We start from the raw sequence: 24,919 nt of genomic DNA, 5'->3' as shown, positions 1-24,919 counted from the left end.
AGTCGAGCGGACGCTTCTCCAAACCACAATGCTATCCAACAATCACTTGTTTTTTTTGATTATTAATTTTCAGCAAATTCGTCAAGCATCAGTTTGACCTTTTCATATATCACAACGTTAGGTTCTGTAGTGATATCACCGCTAATTCCTAAATCAAGACCTGGAGCGAACATCAGCACTCCATCCTCATATAAAGTAATGGTGTACAAAGTTGTTCCTTTATCTACCGCGTTTGTTAGGTAAATTTGATAATTATCAATTTGAGGAAGAGCTTCGGCCCTCTCTCTGCTTTCTTGCTCTGTTGCCTCTTTGATAGGAAGATGGTCAGTAGTCGCAAGAATAGAATTTATTTGATTTTTATCGGATGTACATCCCTGGAGATTTCTCTCTGTATTTTCATTCTCGTAAATCTTACCAGTGAAGCATAGAGTGTCGAAGGAAACGGTTTCTCTAAAAGATGGTGTTCTTACACCATTACCTCCAACATATGCGCTAAAATTCTCTATTTTCTCTTGAAGCTCTATGCCTCCACCACCTTTAACCCCATTATAGCGTCCTATTTTTCCAGGCTCTGATTTAGAAAAGATAAATTCTTCTCGCAATGTATGATAAATTTTCTGTCCTTGGCTGTTTGTTAAGGAAACTTCTATTACTGGACGATAGATATTCGGATGATCCTTCTCTTGCTTAATTTTAACGTCTTCTAGATGCATCTCTATGTCATTATCTATTAGAGAATGATTATATTTGAACACCATATTCGACATAATGGCTTTTGTCAGCATGTTCTCTGTAAAGTATTCACCAAAAGTGGCTGGATAATAATTCAACAAATCTTTGTATTCATTTGATTCTAGTAGTTGATTGTACTCCTCTTGAGTCTGCGCTTCAGCTTCGCTTTGGAGGTCCATCCAATCGTTCATTAACCGAAAAATCTCCATATTTGGACCGTTATATTCTCTTTCTAATACTGCTTTTATAACTTCTTCATTAGAAAGGGGTTCAGCCGATTTTTCTGTCTCCGAAGGATTAGATAAAGTAAAGAATAGGAAGGAGGCAATTGCTACTATTGCTAATGAAATAAATGCTGGAATTATATTGCGTTTTCTCTTTGGTGCCATTCTATCCTTTAAGGCTATCCACGTATCATGCTTTGCTTTTTCCGAGCGCTTCACATCTTTCATTTCCTCAAAAAGCTTATCAAATTCTTTTGATGGTTCCATTTGCATGACCTCCTTCCTGATGAAATTCCTTTTTAAGTGCCTCAAGTGCACGTGTCATTTTCATCTTTACTTTTGCCTCAGTCCAACCCAGTATATAGGCCGTTTCTTTGATAGAACATTCTTGTACTTTGCGTAGGAGCAGGACCTCCTGGTAGTCTTTTTTTAGCTTACTTAAGGAGTCATACATCCTAGCAAGCTGCTCCTTTTGTTCAAATCCTCTCTCTGGTGATAGTGCGTTTGTTTCTACATCATGCTCTTTATCAAAGGAGAAAAATTGGATGACTCTTTTCCTTCGAAAATAGTCATAGGTCACATTACGTGCTATTTTTAATAGCCAGGTGGCAGTTGAAGCCTGCTTATTAAAGGTTTCTAGCCCTTTATATGCTTTATAAAATGTTTCTTGTGTAAGATCCTCGGCACATTCTCTATGACGGACAAGTAAGTATATATAGCTGTAAACTCTATCGCTGTGCTCTCTGTATAGCTGTTCCATTTCCATCTTCTGACCTCCCTTATTGCAATAGACGAAAGAACAAATAAAAAGTATCGCTTTTATTTTACCTTTTTAGGGAATAATTTGTATAAAAGGTTACAACTTAATAAGTTGATGTCTATGCGCAAAATAACACACGATTTAATTCTTCGATAAGTCTATAATAAAAATGTATCAAATGATTTTTGGGAGGGATGATATAAAATGATTGTCCATTTCTACACTAGACCAGGCTGTCATTTATGTGAAGAAGCTAAACTGATGTTAAAGCTTGTACAAGAAGATATTTCATTTGAAATAAATGAAGTGAATATTGAAGAAAATGATGAGCTTCATGAAAAATATATGCTTATGATTCCTGTTGTGGAATTTGAGAATGAAATCATTCAATATGGTCAAATAGATTACATAACACTACTGGAAGCATTAGAAAAATAATGCTCCAGATTTTTTTTTTTATAAATTTTCAGTGAATCGCAAGTTAGTGGAGCGTAATCGCAATATAGGAGTGCTTAATCGCAAGATAACGACTCTGAATCGCAAGATAGGGGCACAGAATCGCAAGATAGACACTCCAAATCGCAAGATCCACTTCAAGTTTTCAATACTTCCTAAAATAATGCTCCAGATTTTTTTGTTTTTATAAATTTTCAGCGAATCGCAAGATAGTGGAGTGTAATCACAATATAGGAGCGCTTAATCGCAAGATAACGACTCTGAATCGCAAGATAGGGGCCCAGAATCGCAAGATAGGCACTCCAAATCGCAAGATCCACTTCAAGTTTTCAATACTTCCTAAAATAATGCTCCAGGTTGTGACATCAGCAATTTTTCTTGCTTCGCAGATGGATAAGAAGTACACAAATATTGCTATTCGGAATATTATACTGTATGCTTGTTTTAGAAATTTTATTTTTTTTGAGTAGATGGGACAAATTATTTCGTTGTGGGACAAAAACGTCACAATTAGATAGGAAGTGAAATATGGATTCTTTTCTCCATGCTCAAGTCAAGCTTATGCCTGAAATGAGTGAGTTGTTGCAAAAAAGGTATCACATACTCCAAACCATTCAATTGACGAAGGGGATTGGACGTCGAGTTCTTGGGGAACAATTAGGTTTGTCTGAAAGAGAATCTCGAAAAGAATTAGATGCTTTGCGAAATCAAGGATTAATAGAGATTTCAAGAGATGGAGCATCCATCACAACTGAAGGTAATTCTGTCTTACTGGAACTAAAAGAAGTAGTTCGAGAATGGTCTGGAAGATTACAACTCGAACAGACCCTTTCAAAACATTTAAATATAAAAGCAGTGATAATTGTACCTGGAAATGTAGATACTAACTCTAACGCTTCTATGCTCTTATCTCAAGAGGCGGCAAAATATCTGGAAAGTATCTTATCAGATGACAAAATTATTGCTGTAACAGGCGGATCCACTATCGCATCCATTTCTAACTATGTACCTGAATCAACGAAATGGAAGAATTTATTGTTTATTGCCGCTAGAGGTGGTGTAGGCAAAGATGTCCAGTTACAAGCTAATACAATTGCATCTTCGTTTGCCAATAAAATGAATGGCTCTTATCGAACATTGTATATACCGGATAGTTTGAGTGAAGAAGCACATAGAACAATGAAAAAAGAGCCATTTATTCAAGAAATGATGGACTTATATAATCGAACAAATATTGTGATTCACGGTATCGGAGACGCTCTCCAGATGGCTAAAAGAAGAAGTTCAAACGAAGAAGAGATAGAGAGATTAAATGAAATAGGTTCTGTTAGCGAATCCTTTGGGTATTATTTTAATGGTCAGGGAGAAGCTGTTCACCATATAAGAACAATAGGTGTTCAGTTAGAGCAACTAAAAAATATAGATCACCTCCTTGCAGTAGCAGGTGGTGCAAAAAAAGCAAAAGCACTAATTTCTTACTTTAAACAAGCACCAGAACAAACCGTTTTAGTAACGGATGAGGGTGCCGCAAATAAAATGATAAACCTATTATTACAAACCAATTAGGAGGAAATTAAAATGACAGTAAAAATAGCGATTAATGGATTTGGACGTATTGGACGTAAAGTATTTAGAGAAGCTCTAGAACAAACAGATTTAGAAGTAGTAGCAATCAACGACTTAACAGATGCTGCAATGCTTGCTCATTTATTAAAATATGATTCAGTTCATGGCATATTAAAAGCAGACGTTTCATCTGAAGGTGAATATTTAGTCGTAAACGGGAAAAACATTCGTGTGTTCGCAGAAAAAGACCCTTCTGCACTTCCATGGAAAGAGCAAGAAATAGATATCGTTATTGAATGTACAGGAATATTCAGTACAACTGAAAAAGCAGGGAAACATATTGAAGCTGGAGCTAAAAAAGTAATTCTTTCTCAACCTGCTAAAGACGATATGCCTACATTTGTTATGGGTGTAAATGCGGATAATTATAATCCAGAAACAGATCATGTTATATCAAATGCTTCTTGTACAACGAACTGTTTATCTCCTGTAGCGAAAGTATTACAAGATAACTTTGGTATTAAACGTGGAATGATGACTACAATCCACTCATATACAAACGATCAACGTATTTTAGACTTACCACATAGTGACTACCGACGAGCTCGTGCAGCAGCGGAATCTATGATTCCAACTTCTACTGGAGCAGCATCGGCTGTAGCAAAAGTACTTCCAGAATTAAAAGGAAAATTAGATGGTATGGCTGTTCGCGTTCCAACACCAAATGTCTCCATTGTAGACTTTGTTGCTGAGTTAGAAAAAGACGTAACCGTAGAAGATTTAAATGCTGTGTTAAAACAAGCTTCTGAGAATGAATTAAAAGGAATCTTAGATTATAATGAAATTCCTCTTGTTTCAATCGACTATAATGGAAACACTGCATCTTCAACTGTTGATGGACTTTCCACAATGGTTTTAGGAGACAGCATGGTAAAAGTATTAGCATGGTATGACAATGAATCAGGATACTCTGCACGCTGTATCGACCTTGCGCTTCTTATGATGAAAAAAGGACTGTAATTTTACCGTTGTATCAAGAAATGTATTTGATTTTATAATAGCGTGAAAGTTAAATAACCTCTATAATAGGAGAGGGTAAAAGGAGCAAGGGTTTACCCCCTTTGCTCCTTATTTTTTTAGTACATAAGGAGGCTTATCTCATGAAGGTAAAACAAACAATGAAAGATGTTACTTTACAAGGGAAACGCGTGTTTTGTCGTGTAGACTTTAACGTGCCAATGGAAGACGGGGGAATCACGGATGATACTCGAATTCGTGCAGCGCTACCGACGATTAACTATTTAATCGAACAAGGTGCTAAAGTAATCCTAGCTAGCCATATGGGACGTCCAAAAGGTGAAGTAAAAGAAGAACTACGTTTGACACAAGTGGGAGAACATTTAGCAAAACTTTTGAATAAGCCTGTAACAAAATTAGATGAATCAATTGGGGAAGCAGTGGAACAAACTGTATCTGAAATGAAAGATGGCGATATTCTTTTACTAGAAAATGTTCGCTTCCATGCGGGAGAAGAGAAGAATGATGCGGAGCTTGCTAAAGCATTTGCTCGCTTAGCAGAAGTATATGTGAATGATGCATTTGGTGCCGCACATCGTGCTCATGCGACGACGGAAGGGATTGCGAAATTATTGCCCGCTGTTTCTGGCTTATTAATGGAGAAAGAACTAGATGTTTTAGGAAAAGCTTTATCCAATCCAGAACGACCATTCACTGCAATTATTGGTGGGGCAAAAGTAAAAGATAAAATCGGCGTTATCGATCATTTATTAGACAAAGTGGATAATATTTTAATCGGTGGAGGCTTGTCTTACACTTTCACTAAAGCACAAGGACATACCATTGGGAACTCTCTTGTAGAAGAGGATAAAATCGAGCTAGCTCAATCTTTTATTGAAAAAGCGAAAGCAAAAGGCGTTTCTTTCTACTTACCTGTAGATGCAGTTGTAGCGGATGAGTTTTCAAAAGATGCGAACACAAAAGTGGTAGATATCGATCAAATTCCTTCTGACTGGATGGGCCTAGATATTGGACCGAAAACGGCTGCTTTATATGCGGATGTGATTAAAAACAGCAAACTTATTATTTGGAACGGTCCAATGGGCGTGTTTGAAATGGATGCATTTGCAAACGGTACAAAGGGTGTAGCGAATGCAATGGCAGAGACTACTGGATATACAATTATCGGTGGTGGAGATTCGGCAGCTGCTGTTGAAAAATTTGAAGTCGCGGATAAAATGGATCATATATCCACTGGTGGAGGAGCTTCTTTAGAGTTTATGGAAGGGAAGGACCTACCAGGCGTATCGGCATTAAACGATAAGTAATGGAGGAGATTTTATATGCGTAAACCAGTAATAGCAGGAAATTGGAAAATGTATAAAACACTTGCAGAGGCAAAAGATTTTGCGCTTCAATTAAAAGAAAAACAAGTAGATAGCAGCAAGGTGGAAGCAGTAATTTGTGCACCTGCTCTATTTTTAGAGCAACTAGTTCATGTTACAAAGGATTCTTTTATTTCCATCGGAGCTCAAACGATGCATGAGGAAAAAGAAGGAGCATTTACAGGTGAGGTTAGTGGCCATCAATTAAAAGACTTAGGTGTTAGTTATGTAGTAATTGGTCACTCTGAACGTCGTCAATATTTCAATGAAACAGATGCTTCTGTCAATAATAAAGTAAAAGCTGCATTTGAATATAATTTAACTCCAATTATTTGTGTCGGTGAGACATTAGAAGAGCGCGAACAAAATGAAACAGAAAACATCGTATCTGCGCAAGTAATGGCTGCTTTAGAAGGACTTTCCGAAGAACAAGTGATAAATTCTATTGTCGCTTATGAGCCAATTTGGGCAATCGGTACTGGTAAAACTGCAACTGCAGACGATGCAAATGATGTATGCCAGGCTATCCGTGAAACCATTCTAGATGGCTTTGGGGAGGAAGTAGCGAGCAGTGTTCGTATTCAGTATGGTGGAAGTGTCAAACCGGAAAATATTGAAGAATTACTTTCAAAAGAACATATCGATGGTGCGTTAGTAGGTGGAGCAAGCTTACAAGTCGACTCCTTCTTAAAATTGTTGGAGGCTGGAGAGAATGCCTAAAACTCCAGTAGCTTTAATCATTTTAGACGGATTTGGATTGCGTCATGAATCATATGGAAATGCTGTGGCTCTTGCACATAAGCCAAATTTTGACCGATATTGGAGAGACTTCCCTAATGCAACGCTTACTGCTTCAGGAGAAGCGGTAGGCCTACCAGAAGGACAAATGGGTAACTCGGAAGTTGGTCATTTAAATATTGGTGCTGGAAGAGTCGTTTATCAAAATTTAACACGTATTCATAAGTCCATTCGCGAAGAGAAATTCTTTTTGGAGCCTAAGCTTCTTGCTGCTATTGAACATGTGAAGCAAACAGGTGGAAAGCTGCACTTAATGGGATTACTCTCTGATGGAGGGGTTCATAGTCACTATTCGCATTTATTTGCACTTTTAAAGCTAGCGAAAGCTCAAGGACTAGCAGACGTATTTGTCCATGGTTTCTTGGACGGACGTGACGTTGGACCGCGTACAGCAATTGGGTATGTGGAAGAAACAGAAATGCAGATGAAAGAAATCGGTGTAGGAAGATTTGCTACAATTAGTGGCCGGTATTATGCAATGGACCGAGATCGTCGTTGGGAACGCGTAAATCTTACGTATCGAGCACTTGTTGATGGAATTGGTAAAACTGCAGAATCAGCTACTGCTGGGATTTTACAATCATATGCAGAAGATGTTGTAGACGAATTTGTTTTACCAATCGTTATGGAAGAAAATGCAAAGCCAATTGCAACGATTGACTCGGGTGATGCAGTTATCTTCTTTAACTTCCGTCCAGACCGTGCCATTCAATTGTCGCTGGCATTAAACACACCAACATTTGATAGCCTTCCACTAAGTGATAAGCATCCAACGAATTTGAAATTCGTTACGTTTACTCACTATAGTGATGATGTTGTATCGGATGTGGTATTTGAAAAAAATAATCTATACAACACACTTGGAGAAGTGCTAGCAAAAAATGATAAAACACAGCTTCGCATTGCGGAAACAGAAAAGTATCCACATGTAACGTTTTTCATGAGCGGTGGAAGGGAAGAAAAGTTCCCTGGAGAAGAAAGAATACTCATAAATTCTCCAAAGGTAGCAACATATGATTTACAGCCTGAAATGAGTGCGTATGAAGTAACGGATGCACTACTAACTGAAATTGCAAATGATCATTTCGACGCCATTATTTTAAACTTCGCCAATCCAGATATGGTAGGGCATAGTGGGATGCTTGAACCAACTGTGAAAGCAATAGAAGCGGTAGATAAATGCTTAGGAAGAGTAGTCGATGCCATTTTAGCGAAGGGTGGTCATGCCATTATCACGGCGGACCACGGTAACTCGGATGAAGTGACAACACTCGAAGGCCAGCCAATGACGGCACATACGACAAATCCTGTTCCAGTTATCGTAACGAAGAAAGATGTTTCTCTACGAAGTGACGGAATTTTAGCCGATTTGGCTCCAACCATGTTACACTTATTAAGGATAGAAACACCGCCTGAAATGACAGGTAAAACACTAATCGAAACGGAGAGTTAAAAATGCCAATTATTACACAAATTCAAGCTCGTGAAGTATTAGATTCACGTGGAAACCCAACAGTAGAAGTAGAGGTATTTACAGAAAGCGGTGCATTTGGTCGTGCTATCGTTCCATCTGGTGCATCTACTGGTGAATATGAAGCAGTAGAACTCCGTGATGGTGACAAAGCAAGATACCTAGGTAAAGGTGTTTTAAAAGCAGTAGAAAACGTAAATAACATTATCGCAGCAGAATTAGAAGAAAACTTTTCAGTATTAGATCAAGTTGAAATCGACCATGCGATGATTGAACTAGATGGTACAGAAAACAAAGGAAATCTTGGTGCTAATGCAATTCTAGGTGTATCTATCGCAGTTGCTCATGCAGCAGCAGATTATTTAGATATTCCTTTATACCAATACTTAGGTGGATTTAATGCGAAACAGCTACCAGTACCAATGATGAACATTTTAAATGGTGGAGAACATGCAGATAACAATGTAGATATCCAAGAGTTCATGGTTATGCCAGTTGGAGCAGAATCTTTCCGTCATGCACTACGTATGGGAGCAGAGATTTTCCATAGCTTGAAAGCAGTATTAAAAGAAGCTGGTTTAAACACAGCTGTTGGAGATGAAGGTGGATTCGCACCAAACTTAAAATCTAACGAAGAAGCTCTTTCAACTATTATGACAGCGATTGAAAAAGCTGGCTACAAACCAGGGGAAGAAGTACTTTTAGCAATGGACTGTGCTGCTTCTGAATTCTTTAACAAAGAAGATGGTAAGTATCATTTATCTGGTGAAGGCGTAGTGAAAACTTCAGAAGAAATGGTAGCTTGGTATGAAGAACTTTGCTCGAAATACCCAATTATCTCTATCGAAGACGGCTTAGACGAAAACGACTGGGCTGGTCATAAATTACTTACTGAAAAAGTTGGAGATAAAGTTCAGTTAGTTGGAGACGATTTATTCGTTACAAACACGAAAAAACTTGCACAAGGAATTGAGCAAGGTGTTGGTAACTCTATTCTTGTTAAAGTAAACCAAATTGGTACATTAACAGAAACTTTTGATGCGATTGAAATGGCAAAACGCGCTGGTTACACAGCAGTCATCTCTCACCGTTCTGGTGAATCAGAAGACGTGACAATTGCAGACATCGCAGTTGCAACAAACGCTGGCCAAATCAAAACAGGTGCACCTTCTCGTTCAGATCGTGTAGCGAAATACAACCAATTACTACGTATTGAAGACCAGTTATATGGAACTGCTCAATACCTAGGCAAAAAAACATTCTATAACTTAAAATAATAATGAAAGCAGGGGCTATCCGTAATTGGATAGCCCCTGCATTTTTATTTTAGGCTCTGTTAACCGATAGTGTTGTTATCTGCCGAAAATCCGCTCGCTTTACGCGGACGAACTTTCAAGCCTATTAAAATAGATAAGGACCAACTAAGAAAAATAGAACAGTTGTATTCATACAGGTTGTATACAATACAATGACGTTAAAAGTATCCTCGTTCACCTTATATCGGGCAAGGAGTAAAGGGATAGTAGAAAGAATACTAGCAATAAACAACAAAATAACAAAGTGCCATGTCTCTGTTATAAAAGGAATATTATAAACTAGATTTTCAATAGTAGTGAATTGATAGATGAAATACGTTTGGATGCCAAATAAAGCAATGATATGCACAAGAAATGCTGTCTTATGTGAATGAGCAAATCGCCATCTTTCCATTAATACTAATAATCCATACGTAATGCCTAACGAAAGGACGATCCATATAAATGAGAAAAGAACAAGAATAAAACCGTTAAACAACATACTGAGTAAAGTATAGCTTGCCTCTTCATAATCTCCTTCCATAATTCCATTACTTTCTTCCTTTTTTACCTCATCGGAAGATGAATAGAGAAGAGATCGATTAGCACCTTCCAGTTTCAAATAGGCAACTGTTTGTTCATTTAAAAGAGTTGGGCGTTCAAAACGATCTCCAGCTTTCGTAACTGCACTAGCGTGAATGGTATTATCTAAAAAACTACCGACAAAGATTTTATTCACTCGTTCACCTGTAGGAGTTCGTACCGTAGCTGAAAATGTGAGAAGTGCTTCTTCTTTTGTTTGATAGACACTTGGAAAACGAATTTCCGTTAGTTGCATTCCCGTATCTTCCTCCAAAAATTTAAGGTTAGAGAAAGTAGGTGACTGATTGGTGGATATATTGAATGGTGCCGCAAGAATTGTCTTCGTACGTTTCCCACCAGATAAAATTTCTGTATCTAGTAAAAAAGAGTAACTTTTATCTGGCGTCTGCATGATATGCATGGAGGACAGAATTTCCGATCCATTCACATGGAATTCAAATAGTTTAGATAGTTGGTTAGTATTGCTGTAAACAGTGAATAGATGCTCCTTTTTATTTTCCGTCACAATAAACATTTGGTCTTCCAAAATGGTGACAAAATTAACGGGTTCATCCATAGTAAATTGCTGTTTTACTGTTGTAAAAGGACTGTTGGAAACGATGACATTTTGATTCTCTTTCCAATATACAAGTGTATCCTCGTCCTTTGAAAAATTAACAACGTCTTGAGCAATTTCAGTGTCTCCATTTGAAATAGTTGAATGAATGAGTGTTTTGTTCTTTATGTAGAAAGAGTTGGATTGATCGCTCCATGTATTTGTAAATGAATCTAGCGAATCAATCGTACGATTTTTTTCGCAGCTCATATCCATATCGCAAGATAAGATAATTAATTTTTTTAAATCTCGTAGGCTAACGGTATAGCTATCTTCTTCTTTAACACTTTGAAGGTTGTTGTAATTACTTACTGGGGATTTTACTTGAAAAGATCTACTCCATTGGTCGGAAGGGAGCGTAGATTGTACTTGAAGTATCGTCCAATATTGAAACGCTGTTAAACTTAAAATGATTAGTAGACTTATGACAATAAGTTTGTTTTTCAAAATAGATCTCCCTTTTGCATATGTATTTTTTTCCAACTTATTCATTTCGATATAAAACTATAAAACTCCTCTTTTTCATGCAAACCTATGAAATAATCATCCTCTATTTTGTTGAAACCTATTATATTCTTGTTAGACTGTTGTAACTTCTAGTTGTTTTTGGTAAAATTATAATTGTTGTGAAAGTTCTTTTCAGGAGGTGGAACAAATGAATACGTTGTTAATGACTTTACTAGTCATCGTCTCATTAGCATTAATCGTTGTTGTGTTATTACAATCGGGGAAAAGTGCTGGTCTTTCAGGAGCCATCTCTGGCGGTGCTGAGCAACTTTTTGGAAAACAAAAAGCACGAGGTATGGACCTTATATTACATAGAGTAACAATCGTCCTTGCAGTGTTGTTTTTCATTTTAACTATTGCTGTCACAAAATTTTAATCTTATTCAACAGAAGAATTGACTTCTGCTGAATAAGGTTAAAGCCTTCGGCGGATACAACAGATTTTGTAAAAGAATCATCGAGCAAGCTCGTTGCATTGTTTTCTGCGAAGAGAAATCGTAGAAGTAAAATCTGGACACAAATACGCCGAGGCGAATTTGATAATAGATACGAACCGCCTGACCGACTTCTGATTGGTCAGGCGTTTTCTTTTCATTTATACTTATACATACAATATAAAGGAACAATGTCTAGCTAAATTTCCTAACTTACAGGTAAAATTCTGCTTTGCTAGATTGGAGGTATTTTAACATGCGATTAGCGGCGCCAAAACCTTTCTTCTTTGAGGCTGGTAAACGTGCAGTATTGTTGCTTCATGGTTTTACTGGCAATTCGTCAGATGTTAGGATGCTTGGAAGATTTCTAGAGAAAAATGGGTATACTTCTTTAGCGCCACATTATAAAGGTCATGGAGTTCCACCAGAGGAACTTTTAGAAACAGGTCCATCTGATTGGTGGAAAGATGTGATGGATGGGTATACTCGTTTAAAAGACGCAGGGTATGAGGAAATAGCAGTAGCTGGCCTTTCACTTGGAGGCGTATTTTCATTGAAATTAGGGTATACAGTTCCTGTGAAGGGAATTGTCACGATGTGTTCTCCGATGACAATGAAAACGACGGATGTCATGTTCGAAGGTGTATTAAAATATGCTAGAGAATATAAAAAGTATGAAGAGAAAACAGCGCAACAAATCGAAGAAGAAATAGAAGCTATTCGACAAACCCCAATGGTGACGTTGGCAGAACTAAGGGAATTTGTCTATCAGGTTCGGGATCATGTCGATCACATTTATGCTCCGCTGTTAGTTACCCAAGGAAAAAAAGATAGCGTCATTGATATAAACTCTGCATCTTATATTTATGAGCAAGCAGAATCATTAGAGAAGAAATTAAATTGGTATGAAAACTCTGGCCACGTCATTACACTTGGTTCTGAAAAAGAACAATTACACGAAGATATATTAAATTTTTTAGAGTCGCTCGATTGGAATGTGTAAAACAGGCCAAATGCGCACACGCTGAAAAAGGAGGGATGTTTGATGGAAAACATGAAAGAAAAATTACTTGAATTAATGAATACAGATGAGTATAAACCATTAACAACGAAAGAACTGGAAAATCATTTTGGGTTAGTGGATGCAGAAGACTTTAAAGGACTAGTAAAAACACTTGTCCAAATGGAGGAAAGTGGATCAGTCGTACGTTCTCGATCCGATCGTTATGGTATTCCTTCACGAATGAATTTAATTGTTGGGAAATTTATAGGACACGCAAAAGGCTTTGGATTTGTTACACCAGAAGAAGATGGAATGGACGATATTTTTATTCCTCCTACGGAAGTGAATGGAGCAGTAAATGGAGACAAAGTGCTTGTTCGAGTTTCCCGTGAGACTTCTGGTGACAGAAGAGAAGGTTCCATTATTAAGATTACGCAACGAGGTATCACTAAAGTTGTTGGAACATTCCAAGATAATAAAGGCTTCGGATTTGTTATCCCTGATGACAAAAAAGTACCTATGGATGTTTTCATTGCTAAAGGAGATACTCTTGGTGCAATTGAAGGGCATAAAGTAGTTGTAGAAATCACGGAATGGCCGAATGAAAGAAAATCTGCAACAGGAATTGTTTCTCAAATTCTTGGGCATAAAAATGATCCTGGTGTCGATATTTTATCGATCATTTATAAGCACGGTATTACCATTGATTTCCCTGAAGAAGTAATTAATCAAGCAGAAGCTGTACCTGCTGAAATTGATGAAAAGGATTTAGAAGGTCGTAGAGATTTACGAGAAGAAGTCATTGTAACGATTGATGGTGCGGACGCAAAGGATTTAGATGATGCTGTTACTGTTACTAAATTCCCAGATGGTACGTTTAAGCTTGGCGTACATATTGCGGACGTAAGCCACTATGTAACGGAAAACTCACCACTTGACCGCGAAGCATATGATCGTGGAACAAGTGTATATTTAGCCGATCGTGTTATACCAATGATTCCACATCGTTTATCCAATGGTATTTGTTCATTGAATCCACAAGTCGATCGTTTGACTTTATCTTGTGAAATGATTTTTGATGGTTCAGGTATGGTAACCTCTCATGAAATTTTCCAAAGTGTTATTCGAACAACAGAGAGAATGACTTACTCTGATGTGTATAAAATATTGGAAGAAAAAGATGCTGCGTTAATAGAGCGTTATGAACCTCTTGTACCAATGTTCGAAACGATGGCAGAATTAGCAGCCGTTCTTCGCGAAAAACGTAAAAATCGTGGAGCAATCGATTTTGATTTCCCAGAAGCAAAAATTATAGTCGATGAAAATGGCTGGCCTACTGACGTTGTGAATCGTGAACGCACAGTTGCAGAGCGACTAATTGAAGAATTTATGTTAGCTGCCAATGAAACAGTAGCGGAGCATTTTAAGTGGATGGATGTTCCGTTTATTTACCGAATTCACGAAGATCCAAAACCAGAAAAGCTACAACGCTTTTTCGGATTCTTAACTAACTTTGGTTTAGTTGTTAAAGGAACTGGAAATGATATTCACCCAAAAGCGTTGCAAGAGATTATTGAAAATATCGAGGGTATGCCGGAAGAACCTGTTATATCAACGATGCTTCTAAGATCCCTTCAACAAGCAAAATATTATTCGGAGTGCTTAGGGCATTTTGGTTTATCAACGGAATTTTATACGCATTTCACTTCTCCAATTCGTCGTTATCCAGATTTAATCGTTCATCGATTAATCCGTACGTACCTAGTAAATGGAGATGTATCTTCAGCTACTATTAATCATTGGGGTGCAATGATTGATGATATTGCCGAGCATACGTCCAAACGTGAACGCCGTGCAGTAGATGCGGAACGTGATACAGATTCGCTGAAAAAAGCACAGTATATGGCAGATAAAATCGGTGAGGAATTCGAAGGAATCATTAGTTCTGTTACGAACTTTGGTATGTTTATTGAGCTTCCGAATACCATCGAGGGTCTTGTACATGTTACAAATATGACAGATGATTATTATCGTTTTGATGATCGTCAAATGATGATGATTGGTGAGCGCGGAGGCAAGCAGTTCCGAATTGGGGATGAAGTAACCATTCGTGTATCTGCAGTAAAACCGGAAGAATCGGCCATTGACTTTGAAATCGTAGGAATGAAAAAAGCATTCCACCGAACTAGAAAAGAAGCACCAAAAGTTATTCATGCTTCGAAAAAGGATGGCTCCGGCTCTAATCGATCCAAATCTCAGCCAGCTCCTAAAAAAGAAGTAAAACAGAAAAAGAAATTTTACGAATCCGTTGCCAAAAAATCGCAACGTCGTAAACGTCCGAAGAAAAAATAAAGGGGCGAGTAATCGCTCCTCTTTAGTTTTTGAGAGGTGAATATGATGGCGAAAAAACCAGATGATAGAATACTTGCGCAAAATAAAAAAGCGAATCACGATTACTATATCGAAGAAACAATTGAGGCAGGAATTGTGTTGCAAGGTACAGAAATTAAATCTATTCGAAACGCGAAAGTGCAATTAAAGGATGCTTTTGTACGTATTCGTAATAACGAAGCATGGATCTCTAATATGCATATTAGTCCATACGAACAAGGAAACCGTTTCAATCACGAACCTTTGCGATCTAGAAAATTACTTTTACACAAAAAGCAGATTAGTACATTAATTGGGGAAACAAAGCGTGATGGTTACTCCATCGTTCCTCTGAAAATGTATTTAAAAAATGGCTATGCAAAAGTATTAATCGGTGTCGGAAAAGGGAAGAAAGACTACGATAAACGGGATGTCTTGAAGAAAAAAGAAGCAAAACGAGATATTGAAAGAGCTTTTAAAGAACGGAATCAATAATCTACTGAACATTACTGGTAGAATGTCTCACTTGAAAATTGACCATTTTTGATGTATAGTGAGTAGGTAACGAAGCTTACACTATACCATAAACGGGGACGTTATGGATTCGACAGGGATAGTCTGAGCTTGAGTTGCGCGTCGGAGGCTCGGCTCCGTAAAAACGGACCTTATAATAACAGGCAAAACAAACAACAACTTAGCATTCGCAGCGTAAGCTCGGATCTGCTCTATTTATCCATCGCCCATGTGGCTAGGTAGAGCTCAACTTTAGTGGGATACGGTTGGCAGTGCCACTTGAGCTGTCAGCAAGAGATTTCCAAGTTAGCGTACATGACGCCCGCTTGTCGGCATAGTGCTACGCGAAACCTAAATAGGCAAGATACACGCGTAGAAGCTTAAGTGTTAGAGTTTCTGGACGCGGGTTCAAATCCCGCCGTCTCCATATATTGAAATCATATGATTTCATACAGTGTCAAAACCCTTGTATATCAAGGGTTTTTTCTTTTTGTCTATATCATCTAGTTTCAATGAGTATCAATCGAACTTAGTCAAAATTGTAGTCAAAAACATTATATGTTCACATAGCTAGAGAACTTTAAAACTGCTTCTTCTTTTGCTTTTTGTGTAACATGTGTGTATATGTCCATTGTTGTTTTTACATCAGAATGACCTAAGCGAACTTGAACTTCTTTTAAACTAGCACCTGCTTCAAATAGCAAAGAACAATGTGTATGACGTAAACCATGTGTTGTAATTGTGCCAAGCTTATATTTGTCTTGAACATGTATGATCCACTTACGTGTTTTTGTAGGCTGCAAGTATTCATTATGTTCATTGCTAAATACAAGCTGTTTAGGCTGCATCGTATTAAAGCCTAGTATGAGATAATCTTGCTTCTGCTTTTTCTTCCAATCTTTTAATATCGCCATTGTTTTATCATCCATTTTGATTGTACGAACAGTACCAGTTTTTGTAGACTTTTCATATAACCTATTATCTTTACCTCTTGCAATGGCCTTATAAATGCGAATTTCGTTTGTCGTGAAGTTAAGATCGTTCCAGGTAAGTGCAAGTGCTTCACCTTTACGCATACCACTGAAAGCAAGTAAACGGAATAAGGTGTATGCTTTGGTGTTATTTTCTTTTTCTAAGCAAGATAGAAATTCGATTAGTTGCTCACGAGTATAAAAGTTTTCCGCTTCTTCCTCATTTACAATAGCCTTTCTATTAGCTTTAGTTGGCATATCTACAAGTGCAAATGGATTTGTTTGTAAGTACCCTCTTTTAATCGCAAAGTCCAACACTTTAGCAGCATATGCTTTTACCATTCGGAACTTCTTTAATTTTGTTGCCCATTCGTCAATATTCTTTTGGCATACATCGACATTGATTTTCTCAATCTTATAAGCACCCATTGCAGGTAGTATGTGGTTTTTGAAAATACCTGTAGTTTTAACGAATGTACTTTCTTCAACGGTCTTTTCATATTGTTTTACCCATAGGTCATATATTTCCAGGTATGTTTCCACCCGCTTCTGATGATAAGTGCCATTTGCTACAGCTAGCTTTAAACGAGCTAATTCTAATTCCGCTTCTTTGATTGTTTTAAAGCCACGTCTCGTTGTGTGCTTCGGTTTACCGGTTAGCGGATCAATACCTAAATACACGGGAAACTCGTATCTTTTACCTTTATTATTTTTTAGCATATAGCTTCTAATAGGCGATACTTTTTTCTTTGTCATGATAATTCCTCCTGAATCAGTTGCGGGGGCAAATGATTAAAGAGAGGATTTACCTCTAGTGATATTATAATCGAACCTAAAGGAAAATCCTCATAAATTATTATTAATAGCTATGATCTTCTAAAAAACGATCAATCTCTTTACGTGACACACGTTTTATTCCTTCTATTTCACACACTTGTAAACCCATTGCACGGAACTTGATAAACGTGTTGTTGGAGACACCAGCGTACTTGGCTCCGTCTTTTAAGGATAGCCACCCGCTATCTATAAATTGGTGCTGTGTAGCTAATAATGCCTTCTGAACAGCCTTCATTACTACTTCTTCTATATTTGTATTCATTAACTCTACATTCATTGAAATTGCTCCTCTTCATTTTGATCCCCGCAATGTTTTAATTGCTTCTGTTGATTTATACGAGGAAGGAGGAGAGGAGTTAAGCGGAAATAGAGAAGATTAATTAAAGGCATAGGAAAATAACACATAAAAATGAGCTAGGAAATGTATTTCCAAGCTCATCGTATTTTGCTATTCGTTTTTTACTAAAGCACTCTTTAGTTTAAGTACAATCTCTCCTAAAACGCACAGTTTGTCAAATAGATAACATAAATTTAGTGAATTATTTAAGTTTCATCTAGTAATGTACCTTCCCTACAATTGAGCGATTGGTAATCCAGCACGATTGAATAACCATTGAGAAAGATCATCTGAAACATTAGATATGCTTGTTAATTCCTTTGTCATTTTTGTATTTTTGTTTAACTCTATTCTTCCAGCATTTTTATCGTTATGGTCAATACAAAACTAATAAATTACAACATTATCATCTTCAAATTCCTTGTATAAATAAACTGGATATGCCATTTAAAATTCACCCTACTTGCCCCTTTTTAGACATAAATCCCCGATAGTACAATAAGAAAAGTATAATTTAAAGAAATTCCTGTTTAATTCGGAATATCTCGTTATCGAACACTATGAGTTTAGTAATGTTAAAATTACTATATTTGGTCAAAATATGATAGACAAACACAATATATATTGTTACTCTATTAGTGGGTATATTTACCATGGAAATTTAAAAGTTAAAATAAACCATCTGAAACGGAGGAATCACCATGCAGGAAGAAAAAAATGAAAAACAAGTCCAAATCATTATCAATGCCAGGCCTTTTAGTGTAAAAAGGGGAAAACTATCTTTCCAAGAAGTCGTCCGATTATACTATGGTACGTTTGATGAAAATCCAAACGTCGTCTATACGGTTTCATATAAACGCAACATACACACCCCTTCTATTTCCATGGTGTTGGGTGATGACGTACAGGTTATAGAGGAGATGATGTTCAGTGTCTCAAAAACTGATAAATCATAGTCCCGATTTAAAGCAACTTAAAGATGAAGGGTATTCAATCGAAGAAAAGCATGGATTTTTGTTGGTTCATGATGTTCCATACTTGAACTCAAATAAAGAGATAAGTTTCGGGACATTAGTCTCGGAACTTAATCTTGCTGGGGATGTAACAACACCCCCTAACACTCACGTAATCTTCTTTATTGGTCAACAACCATGCAACAAAGATGGTAGTATTATAGCGGGAATTATACATGAAACATCAATTAACCGAAAACTGGCTGACGGTATTGTTGTCAATCATTCTTTTTCAAATAGACCACAAGACGGCTATACCAATTATTATCATAAGATTACACGTTACATTGAAATCATCATGGCCCCTGCTCAATCGATGGACCATTCTCTTGACGCTAGAACGCATAAAGTCTATGAATCTCTAGATCACCCAAGCTTTCATTATGTGGATACTAATTCAAGCAGAGCGAAGATCGCATCAATTACAGAAAAATTAAGTGCTCAAAAGATTGCAATCATCGGTCTCGGCGGTACAGGAGCGTACATTTTAGACTTTGTGGCTAAAACACCCGTGGCAGAGATCCACCTATATGATGGCGATGTTTTTTTACAACATAATGCATTTCGAACACCTGGAGCTGTATCCATCGAACAATTAAAAGAAAGATTCAGCAAGGTTGATTATCTCCTTCAGATTTACCAGAATATGCGCAAAAATATATTTGCTCATAATGAATACTTAGATGTTACGAATATCGATAGTATCCTCGGCATGGATTTTGTCTTTATTTCCATAGATGAAGGTGCAATAAAAAGAATAATCATTAACAAACTTAATGAACATAAAATTTCTTTTAATGATGTGGGCATTGGCATTGAGGTAGAAGGTGATTTGTTAATTGGAGATGCCCGAGTTACAACTGGCAGTCCCGAAAAACAAGACCACCTATTGGAGCGTATTTCCCTTGCTGATAGAGTGGACGAAGCCTACTCTACCAATATTCAAATTGCCGAACTAAATGCTCTGAATGCAGCAATGGCTGTAATTAAGTGGAAAAAACTTTTTGGTTACTATTTCGACCCTATAAAAGCAAACCACAATGTTTATAATCTAGCAACTGGGGATATGATGTATGGCGACCACTCTTAAACCTAAACTTCAATTTCAACATGTTTTTACGACTACTATACCAAGTAAGCTTGAAAACAATACACTTTATATTAGCATTCCTTATAATACTGTTTTACATAAATGTGCTTGTGGATGTGGTGAAGAAGTTTCAACACCCTTGTCACCTACCGATTGGAAATTGACGTATAATGGTGAATCCGTTACTCTCTATCCGTCTATTGGTAACTGGTCGTATAAATGTCGATCGCATTACTGGATCAGAGAAGACCGAATCGAATGGGCTGATGACTGGTCGGAAAAACAAATTATCGAATCACGAAAACTTGATGAACAAATAAAGAAACAGCATAGAGCTGATGCTGAAAATAAAATTACCATTGAAAAAAACCAGAAGAAAAAAGGACTTAAACAATTTCTCAAAGACCTATTTAAATAAGTAGACATTGGTAATCTAAATCTCTTTTAATCTAAAGGCTCAGTAAAATAATATTGTTTATATTTGATTAAAAAGGACCTCAAATAAGGTCCTTTTTTTTATTCTTTATCCAATCTATTTAGTCTTTCCAGAGCGATTTTATTATGCTTCTCCTCTTTTTTAATGATTGAGTGGGGTCTTCTTTACTGTTGTCTTTTTTCAATACCATAGTTCCTTCTTCAACTAAACTGCTGCGTTAATATTTAAGTGCATTCCTTCACAATCTTATTCGTATATTAACACAAATATCCAGTTTAGGGTAAAAATATTATATTGGGTGGGGGCAGGTGTAATCAGCCCATTTTACGATAAATCAACCTTTTCCTTTAACATAGCCTAAAGATAAAATCAAAGGATAGGGAAGTTTTATATTTTGTACAGTAGCATGCCATTTAACATACCCGCCCAGTTTGACATGAAAAGCGCTCAAAGTAGCATGTATCTAGAAATTACTTATTAAAAATAAATTGAATACAACCATAAAAAGCAGTTGTTAACAGGTCACTTGTTAATAGCTGCTTTCTTGTTGTTCTAAATAACAATGTTCCGTTACATGAATGTGAGAGACGAAGTAGGAAAGAAAAAATATTTAACTCTCCTAAACGGGGGGCGTATATAGCAAATGAAGGAGGTAGAAAGGTTTATAACCGCCACATATTAGAGCAGTAAATAATCAACAGGCTGCTATCAAAACTATAACCTTCGAACACAGATTCATACGTTATAGCTAGTCAATCTCGCATCTAGCACATCACGAATAAAAATCAAAGGTTGGTCAGGAATATTTCAATTACCCCCCCAGTACCTAGGAAATTGCTTGTTGAATCGGCATTGGGCGGGAGCTACGTGATACCTATGGGAAATTTTTCGTGAAAAGTGGTGCGGATTTATTTTGTAATTTCCAAATGAACCAATTTTTTTTATTTAACAACTAAGTAATCTTCTCGTATAAGTATGTCGTAGGCATTTGAAAGTGGTAATGCCAGAAAAGGGAAGCTTTTTATAAGCTATAAACCCAGAAAAAATTATTCGGAGGTTTTATTATGAAATTAGTCGACTATTTGAAAAAGATAAATGAAGGGGGAAGCATTAAAACTGCTGCCAATTTGGGGTACGTATATACTCCGAATAGTATTCGACGCTGCCTAAGGGTTAGTCAGGAGGAAAAGCTCTTACTCTTTGAAATATTTAGCTTATATAACGAAGAAAAGGGATATGCTTTTCCTACGCAACAAACTTTGGCTATGTATTCAGGAGTTAGTTCCTCCTCGGTTAGTAAGGTACTAACAACACTTGAAGAAAAAGGTTTTATTAAAGCCTATGGAAAGAAGGGAAAGAAAAAAAGGTACGTCCCTCTAATGAGTGTTCATAGCAATCCCTATCTAATATTAAGTGAAACTTTCCATTTTGCTACAAAAGTAATTCATAAGGAAATTCCTGAAGATATTAGTGGTGATTGGGGTAATAAACTATTACAGTTTGTGAATGTGAATAAAAAAGATGAGTTTACAGAAAGAGATCCATACGGCCTTTTATTAATTAATTTTGATAAAGAGTCGTCCAGTGAACAGCTTCTCATTTTAATAACAGACTATATTAGTCAATTATTTTCAACTGAACTTAAGATTAATTGGAAGGAAGAAATAGAACGGAATAAAAAAAGAAATATAAGTAAAAAAGAAGCAAATAAAAAAGAAGTAAGAATAAATTCAGACTTTAATAATGGGGTTAAAAAGAAGCGGGATAATTTTTCTGAAGATGAAGCTGGTCAACTCCAGGAATGGATGATACAAATGGGGATTGAAGATTAAATTATTATGAAGTTGTCTATAATGACAGCTTCTTTTTCTTTCTTTTTTTACATACATCAATTCATATTTGATTTATAGTTGTGCATTTTTGAAAGAGGTAGTGAATAATTGAAAACCTAACTTTCCAATATTCAAACATACTAATATCATCTATAAATATCATTTTAATAATAAGATAATCATTTTCTAATACTACAACCTTTTACACAAAATGAAGGAAGATAAGAAAAACTAACAACTAGTAGTTAAATCTGTATTTAATCTCCCTTATATTCCCAAAAGTATGAAATATAGTTGACAGTGTAGTTAGTGAATAATGTATTTACCCTGAACTTTCGATAACTTTTAAAATTACATAGCTTCGTTACCACTGCTGATCAAAAATTCATGGTGCATGGTGCAGATTTGGCATTGAATTGCAACATACCACAACAATTACCCCCCTGGTGCGCCTAATACAGAAAAATAAGAGCTGTGTTTACTCCACATGTGAGTACACACAGCTTTTATATAATAAATTAACAAGATTAATCAATCAAGCTCTTCGAATTTGATTAGTAGTTCGAGTAACCCTAGAATCAAACGTTGGTGCCTACTTGGACTATCTTCCAGTAAAGTGATAATTTGAGTAATTTCTATACTATTTGCTTTTGGACCAGTCTGAGTATTGCGAAACAATTCTTCCAAAGTAATTTCTAGTGCATTAGTAATTTTAAACAGACTCTCAATCGTTGCGTTTTTCTCCCCACGTTCTAATTGACCAATGTATGTGTTATGTAAGGATGCTTGATGTGCTAACTCTTCTTGACTTAAACCACGTTCTTTCCGAAAACTTCGGATTCTATCACCTACAATGCTAACAATATCCTCCATTACTATCACCTCATAAATCAACAATATATAGGCATAATAAAATTACCACAAACTATAAGTATTAATATTGAAAAATATATACTATTGATATCATTTGAAAAGAATTATATAATATGTAGTAAGTTTATTATTCTTTATCGTAAAGGGCAAAGGGTTAACAAGACAGTATTACTATTAGGTAGTCCATTTTGAAATTTAATATAGGAGGTAAAAATATAATGCCTTGGTGTTTAAACACTTTAAAAGTAATTGGAAAAGGACAAGCGGAGATTTCGAGTTTATGTAGTTTCGAATTTGACATGGCTTCTGAAGAAGAAGAATTTCTAGTGGTAAATAAGGATCAAAATGAAGTTATAAATACTTTAACATTCAAACAAACCAGTCTTGATAAAGAGTTATTTGACAAAAAAGATACGGTACACTTCATTAAAGTTAGAGATGGTATTTTGGACCATCTAAGACCTGAAGATTTCAAACTTATTTCAGATAAATACTTTAATAAAACAAAACAAAAATTAACAATATTACAAGATTATAAATAATTATTTTTAGCATTAAGATTATATATTAAGAGTATGAACGCTCTTTTTTTATTTGCACAAAGGATTTATTAAAGCTCTGTGGAATATTAAACTAATACAATACTAGGAGTGAGATAATTTGAAATTTGTGTATTTTAATGACACTGGTAGAGAGATAGAAATCCATCCAGCAACCAGGGAACATGGCACAAAATGTGATATGTCAACAATTCATCATTTAGAAGAACGTACTTTCATTCTACCTGAGAATACATATCCTTGGGTGAAAATGTGGGATTACGGAGAAAAACATGGTCTTAGTATTCTAGTTTCTCCTCAACAGGAAAATGAATAGGCTATTAAGTGATTGATGACCAGCTAATAGTTCGTCAAAAATTTTCAATTAAAACATTAATAGCATTAGGCTATATTAAAAAAGCATGCCAAAAAACCTTCCTAATTAATATTGGAAGGTTTTGTTTTTGTGTAATTTTGATACTGTTTATAAAAAACATACAAACTAAAAGAGTAAAATCATTTGGTAGTTTACTCTAACTAGGATGTTACCCTATTCGTTAAACGTTGTTTGTTTAATAGCAATCAGATATAAAAAATCTAGTTCTTGCTAAGTCTCTCTAAGGTCTTACCATGTGTTCTAACTGCTTTTTCAAATATTTGTTGAATGTCTTTTTTAGTAGCTGTTTGTGTAGCTTTTGGTGGTATTTTGTTTATACCCCCTCCATCTTGTTTCTTCTTTTCCATATATCATTAACCTCCAATGAAATTAAGTTGCCCTAGTGTACAGCTTTACAGATTTACCGCATATTTTACCATACCCGGATAGCAGTTAGAGAAGTTTTTTACTTGCTTACACTTTAGCCGATGTTAAAAGATCTGCTAGAAAGCAACCGCCCATAACATCGATTACGGGCGGTCTTTTTATTATAAGAAATTATAATCACATTTTTGGTGATTCCCATAATACTCTAATATATTTATCTAATTATAAATGGTATTATGTGACTCTTAGTAATAGAGGATATTTGTTGAATATGACATTGTGAGAGAATAAGTATTTGTCCTTTACAATTTCTATTAAATTTATTGCTAAACTTTAGGGATAATAGAAAAAGGTCTCTGCGAAATTGTTTTGAGATAAATCTGTTTATCAACAATATTTAGTAAGTAGATAGTCAATATTAATAAGTCATACAAAACAATAGGTATTTAAATATATTTTAGCTTGCAGTGTGCAGTTTCTAATTATTTGATACAATTTAA

At 36.1% G+C, this 24,919-nt stretch carries 24 protein-coding genes and 1 other RNA gene; 18 read left to right on the top strand and 7 right to left on the bottom strand.

Translation table 11 applies throughout. The features are described from left to right. Positions 1–62: 62 nt before the first annotated feature. Together MHH81_RS15500 and MHH81_RS15495 are read right to left on the bottom strand one after the other, a co-directional pair. On the bottom strand, positions 63–1,223 hold the full coding sequence (locus tag MHH81_RS15500) for a hypothetical protein (RefSeq protein WP_340922806.1): 1,161 nt from the start codon (positions 1,221–1,223) through the stop codon (positions 63–65). Further along, a complete protein-coding gene (locus tag MHH81_RS15495; protein WP_340922804.1) occupies positions 1,201–1,722 on the bottom strand; it encodes an RNA polymerase sigma factor in 522 nt (173 codons plus the stop codon). Before MHH81_RS15495 ends, MHH81_RS15500 begins: the two co-directional genes overlap by 23 nt. 198 nt (positions 1,723–1,920) lie before the next feature. On the opposite strand from MHH81_RS15495, the gene MHH81_RS15490 reads away from it, so the two are divergent. From MHH81_RS15490 to eno, 7 genes are all read left to right on the top strand, one after another. After that, positions 1,921–2,154, top strand: coding sequence for a glutaredoxin family protein (locus MHH81_RS15490; protein WP_340922802.1), 234 nt, complete (start codon positions 1,921–1,923; stop codon positions 2,152–2,154). A gap of 546 nt (positions 2,155–2,700) precedes the next feature. Next, positions 2,701–3,738 carry a sugar-binding transcriptional regulator gene (locus MHH81_RS15485; protein ID WP_340922800.1) on the top strand — a complete coding sequence of 346 codons (1,038 nt, stop codon included), beginning with the start codon at positions 2,701–2,703 and terminating at the stop codon, positions 3,736–3,738. A gap of 12 nt (positions 3,739–3,750) precedes the next feature. Continuing rightward, entirely contained in the window at positions 3,751–4,758 is a 1,008-nt protein-coding gene (gap, locus tag MHH81_RS15480; RefSeq protein ID WP_340922799.1) for a type I glyceraldehyde-3-phosphate dehydrogenase, read from the top strand. 140 nt (positions 4,759–4,898) lie between these two features. Further along, positions 4,899–6,083: a phosphoglycerate kinase gene (locus tag MHH81_RS15475; RefSeq protein ID WP_340922796.1), complete on the top strand. Its 1,185-nt coding sequence runs from the start codon at positions 4,899–4,901 to the stop codon at positions 6,081–6,083. Positions 6,084–6,098: 15 nt separating this feature from the next. Further along, positions 6,099–6,860, top strand: a complete 762-nt coding sequence (gene tpiA / locus MHH81_RS15470; RefSeq protein ID WP_340922794.1) for a triose-phosphate isomerase — start codon at positions 6,099–6,101, stop codon at positions 6,858–6,860. Next, positions 6,853–8,391, top strand: a complete 1,539-nt coding sequence (gene gpmI / locus MHH81_RS15465; RefSeq protein ID WP_340922791.1) for a 2,3-bisphosphoglycerate-independent phosphoglycerate mutase — start codon at positions 6,853–6,855, stop codon at positions 8,389–8,391. The genes tpiA and gpmI overlap by 8 nt, the downstream gene beginning before the upstream one ends. Positions 8,392–8,393: 2 nt before the next feature. Further along, a complete protein-coding gene (gene eno / locus MHH81_RS15460; protein WP_340922788.1) occupies positions 8,394–9,686 on the top strand; it encodes a phosphopyruvate hydratase in 1,293 nt (430 codons plus the stop codon). A 124-nt stretch (positions 9,687–9,810) separates the two neighbouring features. On the opposite strand, the gene MHH81_RS15455 is transcribed toward eno, so the two are convergent. Further along, on the bottom strand, positions 9,811–11,349 hold the full coding sequence (locus MHH81_RS15455) for a hypothetical protein (protein WP_340922786.1): 1,539 nt from the start codon (positions 11,347–11,349) through the stop codon (positions 9,811–9,813). A 208-nt stretch (positions 11,350–11,557) separates the two neighbouring features. Here MHH81_RS15455 and secG point away from each other — a divergent pair, with 208 nt between their 5' ends. The 5 genes from secG to ssrA all read left to right on the top strand — a co-directional run bounded on the left by secG (position 11,558) and on the right by ssrA (position 16,158). Continuing rightward, on the top strand, positions 11,558–11,785 hold the full coding sequence (gene secG / locus MHH81_RS15450; protein WP_340922784.1) for a preprotein translocase subunit SecG: 228 nt from the start codon (positions 11,558–11,560) through the stop codon (positions 11,783–11,785). A gap of 313 nt (positions 11,786–12,098) precedes the next feature. Further along, on the top strand, positions 12,099–12,845 hold the full coding sequence (locus tag MHH81_RS15445) for an alpha/beta hydrolase (protein WP_340922780.1): 747 nt from the start codon (positions 12,099–12,101) through the stop codon (positions 12,843–12,845). Between the two features lie 42 nt (positions 12,846–12,887). Beyond that, on the top strand, positions 12,888–15,197 hold the full coding sequence (gene rnr / locus MHH81_RS15440) for a ribonuclease R (protein WP_340922777.1): 2,310 nt from the start codon (positions 12,888–12,890) through the stop codon (positions 15,195–15,197). 45 nt (positions 15,198–15,242) lie between these two features. Then, on the top strand, positions 15,243–15,710 hold the full coding sequence (smpB, locus tag MHH81_RS15435; RefSeq protein ID WP_340925278.1) for an SsrA-binding protein SmpB: 468 nt from the start codon (positions 15,243–15,245) through the stop codon (positions 15,708–15,710). A 94-nt stretch (positions 15,711–15,804) separates the two neighbouring features. Beyond that, positions 15,805–16,158: a transfer-messenger RNA gene (gene ssrA / locus MHH81_RS15430) on the top strand. Between the two features lie 124 nt (positions 16,159–16,282). On the opposite strand, the gene MHH81_RS15425 is transcribed toward ssrA, so the two are convergent. Further along, positions 16,283–17,455 carry a site-specific integrase gene (locus tag MHH81_RS15425; protein ID WP_340922775.1) on the bottom strand — a complete coding sequence of 391 codons (1,173 nt, stop codon included), beginning with the start codon at positions 17,453–17,455 and terminating at the stop codon, positions 16,283–16,285. Between the two features lie 103 nt (positions 17,456–17,558). Then, the gene (locus tag MHH81_RS15420; protein ID WP_340922772.1) at positions 17,559–17,813 is read right to left on the bottom strand and encodes a DNA-binding protein; all 255 of its coding nucleotides are present in this window, start codon (positions 17,811–17,813) and stop codon (positions 17,559–17,561) included. Positions 17,814–18,574: 761 nt separating this feature from the next. Here MHH81_RS15420 and MHH81_RS15415 point away from each other — a divergent pair. From MHH81_RS15415 to MHH81_RS15400, 4 genes are all read left to right on the top strand, one after another. Next, a complete protein-coding gene (locus MHH81_RS15415) occupies positions 18,575–18,829 on the top strand; it encodes a multiubiquitin domain-containing protein (RefSeq protein WP_340922769.1) in 255 nt (84 codons plus the stop codon). Continuing rightward, entirely contained in the window at positions 18,804–19,976 is a 1,173-nt protein-coding gene (locus tag MHH81_RS15410; RefSeq protein WP_340922766.1) for a ThiF family adenylyltransferase, read from the top strand. Before MHH81_RS15415 ends, MHH81_RS15410 begins: the two co-directional genes overlap by 26 nt. Further along, positions 19,960–20,394 carry a DUF6527 family protein gene (locus tag MHH81_RS15405; RefSeq protein WP_340922763.1) on the top strand — a complete coding sequence of 145 codons (435 nt, stop codon included), beginning with the start codon at positions 19,960–19,962 and terminating at the stop codon, positions 20,392–20,394. The genes MHH81_RS15410 and MHH81_RS15405 overlap by 17 nt, the downstream gene beginning before the upstream one ends. A gap of 1,100 nt (positions 20,395–21,494) precedes the next feature. Continuing rightward, positions 21,495–22,244: a helix-turn-helix domain-containing protein gene (locus MHH81_RS15400; protein WP_340922761.1), complete on the top strand. Its 750-nt coding sequence runs from the start codon at positions 21,495–21,497 to the stop codon at positions 22,242–22,244. 531 nt (positions 22,245–22,775) lie between these two features. On the opposite strand, the gene MHH81_RS15395 is transcribed toward MHH81_RS15400, so the two are convergent. Beyond that, positions 22,776–23,117: a helix-turn-helix domain-containing protein gene (locus MHH81_RS15395; RefSeq protein WP_340922758.1), complete on the bottom strand. Its 342-nt coding sequence runs from the start codon at positions 23,115–23,117 to the stop codon at positions 22,776–22,778. Between the two features lie 218 nt (positions 23,118–23,335). On the opposite strand from MHH81_RS15395, the gene MHH81_RS15390 reads away from it, so the two are divergent. Together MHH81_RS15390 and MHH81_RS15385 are read left to right on the top strand one after the other, a co-directional pair. After that, a complete protein-coding gene (locus tag MHH81_RS15390; RefSeq protein WP_340922756.1) occupies positions 23,336–23,659 on the top strand; it encodes a hypothetical protein in 324 nt (107 codons plus the stop codon). Between the two features lie 127 nt (positions 23,660–23,786). Then, the gene (locus tag MHH81_RS15385; protein WP_340925276.1) at positions 23,787–23,993 is read left to right on the top strand and encodes a hypothetical protein; all 207 of its coding nucleotides are present in this window, start codon (positions 23,787–23,789) and stop codon (positions 23,991–23,993) included. A 260-nt stretch (positions 23,994–24,253) separates the two neighbouring features. On the opposite strand, the gene MHH81_RS15380 is transcribed toward MHH81_RS15385, so the two are convergent. After that, on the bottom strand, positions 24,254–24,400 hold the full coding sequence (locus tag MHH81_RS15380) for a hypothetical protein (protein ID WP_340922753.1): 147 nt from the start codon (positions 24,398–24,400) through the stop codon (positions 24,254–24,256). Positions 24,401–24,919 lie beyond the last annotated feature (519 nt).

The sequence above is a fragment of the Psychrobacillus sp. FSL H8-0484 genome (assembly GCF_038005325.1).
Lineage (GTDB): Bacteria > Bacillota > Bacilli > Bacillales_A > Planococcaceae > Psychrobacillus.
The sequence above is the reverse complement of the archived record's forward strand: the minus strand, read 5'-3'. Positions and strand labels throughout refer to the sequence as shown.